The 6,488-nt window shown below is 32.3% G+C and carries 5 protein-coding genes; 2 read left to right on the forward strand and 3 right to left on the reverse strand.

Features of this window, described 5'->3' with window-relative positions; all coding sequences use genetic code 11:
* Window positions 1-177: 177 nt before the first annotated feature.
* Complete coding sequence (gene pepT, locus AADI82_RS12745) at window positions 178-1,416, reverse strand: peptidase T (protein ID WP_341216810.1); 1,239 nt, start codon at window positions 1,414-1,416, stop codon at window positions 178-180.
* Between the two features lie 123 nt (window positions 1,417-1,539).
* On the opposite strand from pepT, the gene AADI82_RS12750 reads away from it, so the two are divergent.
* Complete coding sequence (locus tag AADI82_RS12750; RefSeq protein WP_341216811.1) at window positions 1,540-2,574, forward strand: quinone-dependent dihydroorotate dehydrogenase; 1,035 nt, start codon at window positions 1,540-1,542, stop codon at window positions 2,572-2,574.
* An 8-nt stretch (window positions 2,575-2,582) separates the two neighbouring features.
* On the opposite strand, the gene AADI82_RS12755 is transcribed toward AADI82_RS12750, so the two are convergent.
* Together AADI82_RS12755 and AADI82_RS12760 are read right to left on the reverse strand one after the other, a co-directional pair.
* Window positions 2,583-4,508: a T9SS type A sorting domain-containing protein gene (locus tag AADI82_RS12755; protein WP_341216812.1), complete on the reverse strand. Its 1,926-nt coding sequence runs from the start codon at window positions 4,506-4,508 to the stop codon at window positions 2,583-2,585.
* Window positions 4,509-4,611: 103 nt separating this feature from the next.
* A complete protein-coding gene (locus AADI82_RS12760) occupies window positions 4,612-5,571 on the reverse strand; it encodes a spondin domain-containing protein (protein WP_341216813.1) in 960 nt (319 codons plus the stop codon).
* A 96-nt stretch (window positions 5,572-5,667) separates the two neighbouring features.
* Between AADI82_RS12760 and AADI82_RS12765 the strand changes: the two genes are divergently transcribed.
* A partial coding sequence (locus tag AADI82_RS12765; protein WP_341216814.1) for a hydroxymethylglutaryl-CoA lyase occupies window positions 5,668-6,488 on the forward strand: 821 nt, incomplete at its 3' end.

Consider the following 6,488-nt stretch of genomic DNA (forward strand, 5'->3'; position numbering starts at 1 on the left):
CTATTTAGCAAATAAATCACAGATAGAATATTCCGCAGGAATGTTAGTAAGTCGGCAATGACCAAGCAATTAATTATACATATTGTGTTACTGGGAGAATGGAAATAAATTGTTTATACCCGTCATTAAACGAATTTAGTTAATTTTTTTACAAAATAAAATATCATCAAAAGCAATTTACTTTTCAACCGCAGTCAACTCCGCAATTTTACAAATAACTTGGGTTGCTTTTATCATGCTTTCAACAGGTACATACTCATAGCGTCCATGAAAATTATGTCCGCCAGCAAAAATATTAGGACACGGTAATCCCATATAACTTAACTGTGAACCATCGGTACCACCACGAATGGCTTTTATAAGCGGTTCGATATCTAATTGTTTCATGGCTTCTTCGGCAATATCTACAATATGCATTACCGGTTCTACCTTTTCTTTCATATTGTAATATTGATCTTTTATGTCTACAACAATAGCTTCTATTCCATATTGCGAGTTTAACTCAGCTGCTAATTTTTCAAATAATGCTTTTCTAGCTTCAAATTTCTCTTTATCGTGGTCGCGAATTATATATTCTAAAATAGTTTCTTCAACATCTCCATGGATATTATGTAAATGGAAAAACCCTTGATAGCCTTCAGTATGTTCAGGTGTTTCTAAACGCGGTAACGAGTTAATAAACTCGGTAGCGATGTACATAGAATTTATCATTTTTCCTTTGGCATATCCTGGATGCACAATTTTTCCTTTAACTTTTACTTTAGCCCCAGCGGCATTAAAATTTTCATATTCTAATTCTCCTATTTGGCTACCATCCATAGTGTAAGCCCAATCTGCACCAAATTTTTCGACATCAAACTTATGTGCACCACGACCTATCTCTTCATCTGGCGTAAAACCAACTCGAATCTTTCCGTGTTTAATTTCTGGGTTCTTAATTAAGTATTCCATTGCCGAAACAATTTCACAAATACCGGCTTTATCATCAGCGCCTAAAAGGGTTGTGCCATCGGTAGTAATTAAAGTTTGTCCGATATATTGGCGTAAATCATCAAAATAATCTGGCGATAACACAATGTTTTCTTCTTTATTTAATAAGATGTCTCCACCATGATAATTTTCGAAAATTTGAGGTTTTACATTAGCACCAGTAAAATCTGGTGAGGTATCAAAATGAGAAATAAACCCAATAGTTGGTATATCGTATTCCACATTGCTTGGTAAGGTTGCCATAATGTAGGCGTTATCGTCGATAGTAACATCGTGCATCCCAATAGTTTTAAGCTCTTCGGCTAATTTATTGGCTAAATCCCACTGTTTTTTAGTGCTTGGTGTGGTGCTTGAATTCGGATCCGATTCGGTATCAATAGTGACGTAACTGATAAATCGTTTTATAATATGTTCTTTTGAAATCATTTTACAATATTTGAGTGAAAAAATTGATAACCCATTATGGGCTTAAAGTTACGACTTATAAGTTTTTTAGCTTTTAAATTGCTCATTTTTTTAATAAGAAGTATTTTTGCATAAATAATACTGATGTACAAATTATTACTTCGCCCATTATTCTTTTTATTTGATCCAGAAAAAATTCATCATTTCACATTCTCATTAATAAGGTTTGCCTCAAAAATCCCAGGATTTTCATCATTATTTAAAAGTTTATATGTTGTAAATGATAAGCGATTAGAACGAAAATTGTTCGGTTTAACTTTTAAAAACCCTGTAGGTTTAGCAGCAGGATTTGATAAAAATGCGGTGTTGTATAATGAGTTGGCAAACTTTGGATTTGGTTTTATTGAAATTGGTACAGTGACTCCAAAAGCACAAGCTGGGAACCCTAAAAAACGATTGTTTAGGTTGAAAGATGATAAAGGTATAATCAACCGAATGGGTTTTAATAATGAAGGATTAGAAGCTGCAATTAAGCAATTAAAAAAGAATAAAGGCAAACTGATTATTGGCGGAAATATTGGCAAGAACACCCAAACAAAACCAGAAGATTACACGAAAGATTATTTAGAATGTTTTAACGCATTGCACCCTTTTGTTGATTATTTTGTACTAAATGTGAGTTGCCCAAATGTGGGCAGTCACGCCAAATTAAATGACAAAGATTATTTAGAAGAATTAATTAGTGCTGTACAAAAGGCTAATAAAATTTTTGAAAGCGAGAAACCAATTCTTTTAAAAATAGCACCAGATTTAAACAATAATCAATTAGATGAAATTATTCAATTGGTTGCCGATACTAAATTAGATGGCGTTATTGCAAGTAATACCTCGATAGATAGAAGGGGATTGAAAGCCTCTCAAAAACAACTAGAAACCATTGGTAACGGTGGTTTAAGCGGACGACCGATAAGAGAAAAAAGCACACAAGTTATTAAATACCTTTCAGAGAAAAGTAATAAAGCATTTCCCATTATAGGTGTTGGTGGTGTACATTCAGCTCAAGATGCTCTAGAAAAAATTAGTGTTGGAGCAGATTTAATTCAAGTTTATACAGGTTTTATCTACGAAGGACCAAGTTTAATTAAAGCTATAAACAAAGCGATTTTAAAAGAAAGTTAAGTGTTTGTTTATTTGATTATTTTTTTTAGAACTCTAGATTTGCCATCATTTAAAATAAGTAAGTAAGTTCCAGACGGTAAATTACTCATATTTATTGGTTGTTTAGAAACTGTACCAGATAAAAATGTTTGACCCACCAAATTAGAAATTTCGTAGTTTGAAACTAATTCTGAATCATTAGTTTTTACATAAAGCAAATTGTTTTTAACAGGATTTGGATATACTTTATAAGTTTCGTCTGATATTGGTGTGTAAATCGTTTTAATAAAAACATCATCAATAGCAATATCGCCCTCCCAACTAGAACCTCTTATAGCTCTAAATATAACTTTTATAGTTTGATTGGTATACGAAGATAAATCAATAGATTTTGTTAAAAAAGCATCATTTTGATTGTTTTGCTGACTTCCAATAATTACAGGAATAACATCATCAATATAACCTGTTTCGGTTTTTAAATCCACATGTAATTCACCAATGCCACTTCCAAACATATGGTATGCAAATTCAAGTTCAGAGTTTTCTTTGTCGATAGTGAAACAAGGTGAAATTAATTCGGCAACATCACCAGGCTTAGCACCAGAAGCTTCAGCATAAATATATTTGCCTAAAATGTCGTTGTTAGTATTATCGTTATTTGGGCCCGTATTATCTGTATAAGTTTTACCAAAATTAGCATACCAATTATATCCATTTTTTGATGCATCGTTGGCTGTCCAACCATTATCTCCTGCTATTACAAAATTATCGAAATCTTCATTTAATTGGTCAGGCTGCGTACCAACTTTAATGTATTTTGAGTAGATTTTACTTATAGATTTTGATTTGTTTGTAACCTTTAGTGTTACATCGTAAATTCCAGAATTATAAGTATGTACAGGGTTTTGTGTTGTGTAATCAATTATTCCATCAGAATCAATATCCCATTCCCATTTAGTAATATTTGAGCAATCGGTTTTAAAATGAACCGTTAAATTGTCTTCGCAAGTTTGACTTACATCTGTACTAAAATCGGCATTAAACGAAGGGCAAGACAAATAGTTTTTAGTTGTTTGGTAAAAGGCATACATACGTGCCAATTGCAGCTGTGTAAAATGAGTTCTGCATCCTTTTTTTGAATACGACATCATATTCTGTGTATCTGGATTAAAAGTATCTCCGTGAGCATCAGTTTCTGTGCCAATATATTCGCAAAAATTATTTACATTTTTATCTGTAAGTTTCGGGTCTGCTGGTGTATCGCAAATACCATCACCATCGGTATCACAATTACTACCATCTACTAACTCAGTAGTTAAGGTTTCATTTTTTGGTCCGTGAGTATGCATTAATGAGAAAAAATGTCCCATTTCGTGTGCTAATGAAGAACCGTTAGTGGCGCAGTCATTTTTCATAACAATAACATCTTGTCTTGCAACATTATTACTGTAACCACATATGTTTTCGTCTGAAGTGTTTTTAATATAATCTGTAAAATAAATGTTAATTAAACCAGCAACGTTATGCTTTTCGGTTAATGTGCTTTCGTCTTTTTTGTTAAAATGACACAACCTATCATCATCAATATAATTAATACCATCACATAAAAAAAACTCCATTAACGCATCTTGATAAATTTTGTTTAGATTAAAGATAGCATCATTAAGTTCAGAAATACTTAATCCTCCAGTTCCATTTGAGTTCCTAATAATATGTGCTTTTACTGGGATTGCGTTTATGGTTTTTACAGGGATATCGCCTTTACTTAATTTCGCATTTAAAAACTCTTGTTCAAAGGATTTAATCTGAGGTTTTATACTTTGAATATATTTTATAGATTCTGGAGAAGTTATGGTACCGCAATTAGGTTCAGTATTTTGACTATACAGAATGCTAGTGAATGCAAAACATACTAAGTAAAAAAGAAATTTAATTCTTGAAGTGAAAATATTCATTGGGGCAAACATTTACTCAAATGTATACCTAATTGAATATTTTGTATAATAAAAACGTTTAAGCGTTATATTTTATCGGTTATGTATAATTATCAACTTAAAATCAGTTAATTACTAGTTTTTTAGTCGTGCTTTTATCAGCAGATTTTAAATTTAAAATATAAACCCCTTTGTTTGAATGAGGCAAATCAATCTCTAGTTTTGATAATCCTTTTTCAACTGGGATATCTTTTACTAATCGTCCCAAAATACTGTAGATTTGTGCAGATTTTAAATCGATATTTTTAATGTTTGAAATGGTTATTTTTCCTTTCGCTGGATTCGGATAAATAATAGCGTTTTCTAAAGCCTCAACAACATCATTGCTTAAAGTAGATTCTATGTAATTAAAAGTAACTGTTCCTATTCTATGGCTCATGTTACTATTTACACCATCAAAAGGCGCTACATTTGATAAGCTTGTAATAACACCAATTGGATTTGATGCTAGATTGCTACCATTATAACCATTACCATCTTCTGTACCTGCGTCGTATGGAAAAACATCAACTGTATATGAAGCCTTCCATCCATTATTAACAGTATTATTGCCTGATCTTAAATTTTCGCTATTAATGGCAATAAACCAATCTGGGCTAGGAGCAATCATTGAAGCAAGACTAACAAAAGGATAGTCTGAGCTAATTTGAATACTTCTAGTAATAGTGCCTTGTGCAGAAGCCAACCCACCACCAATAACAAATTTATCAGCATCAGGATTTGCTGTAACTTCACTTTCAAAAGTACTAGTGTTTCCTTCTTCGGCAATTAATTCAATACCAGCAGAAGCAGCAGTTCCCATTTGTAGTATTGAATTTTCTGTTTGGTGTGTTGCAATAGCTAATTGAGACCAATGTGCATTACTTGGTAAAGGAATAGTGCTAATACCATTTACTGGATCTACAGATGGTGTTTCCCAAAAACTTTCAAAAACAATGCTGTAATTTGCAACACTTTGTGCATAGCAATTAATAGAAACAAATAAACAAAAAAGTAAGCCTGTAAAAGAAGTAAAGTTTTTCATGAGTTTAAAAGCTAGTGGATTTATAAAGATTTAAGTCTGATTTAATTACTGTCCCTTACAAAATAATAGTATTTTTATCGTTTATTTTTTTGTTAAATGCCTAATGAAGTAAAAATAATTGAATGCCCACGTGACGCTATGCAGGGAATAAAAGCTTTTATTCCAACTGTGAGTAAAGTGCAATATATTCAATCGCTATTAAGAGTTGGGTTTGATACTATAGATTTTGGTAGTTTTGTGTCTCCAAAAGCCATTCCGCAAATGGTAGATACTGCCGAGGTTTTATCGCAATTAGATTTAAGCAAAACTACTAGTAAACTATTGGCTATAGTAGCTAACCAAAGAGGTGCTGAAAATGCTTCAGTTCATAAAGAAATAGATTATTTAGGCTATCCATTTTCTATTTCCGAAAACTTTCAAATGCGTAACACCCATAAAACTATTGCGCAATCAGTTTTAATTTTAGATGATATTTTAAATATTGCAGATAAAACAAACAAAGAAGTTGTTGTTTATATTTCTATGGGATTTGGTAACCCTTATGGAGACCCTTGGAATGTAAACATAGTAGGTGAGTGGACCGAGCGATTAAATAAAATGGGTGTTAAAATTTTATCATTAAGTGATACTGTTGGAACGTCAAACCCAGAAAGTATCAATTATTTATTTTCTAATTTAATACCTCAATACCAAAATATAGAATTCGGGGCACACTTGCATACCACGCCAACTACTTGGTTCGAAAAAGTTGATGCTGCTTACAAAGCAGGATGTATGCGTTTTGATGGAGCCATACAAGGTTTTGGTGGTTGCCCAATGGCAAAAGACGAGTTAACTGGTAATATGCCAACCGAAAAGCTATTATCTTACTTTACTTCGCAAAAAAGCAATAATTTAAATGCACTCAGTTTTGAGAG

The organism is uncultured Wocania sp. (genome assembly GCF_964021735.1).
GTDB lineage: Bacteria > Bacteroidota > Bacteroidia > Flavobacteriales > Flavobacteriaceae > Wocania_A.

Excerpts from the sequence above, each read along its gene's own strand:
- AADI82_RS12760 (WP_341216813.1), bottom strand. The coding sequence starts at position 5,571 with ATGAAAAACTTTACTTCTTTTACAGGCTTACTTTTTTGTTTATTTGTT.
- AADI82_RS12755 (WP_341216812.1), bottom strand. The coding sequence starts at position 4,508 with ATGAATATTTTCACTTCAAGAATTAAATTTCTTTTTTACTTAGTATGT.
- pepT (WP_341216810.1), bottom strand. The coding sequence starts at position 1,416 with ATGATTTCAAAAGAACATATTATAAAACGATTTATCAGTTACGTCACT.
- AADI82_RS12750 (WP_341216811.1), top strand. The coding sequence starts at position 1,540 with ATGTACAAATTATTACTTCGCCCATTATTCTTTTTATTTGATCCAGAA.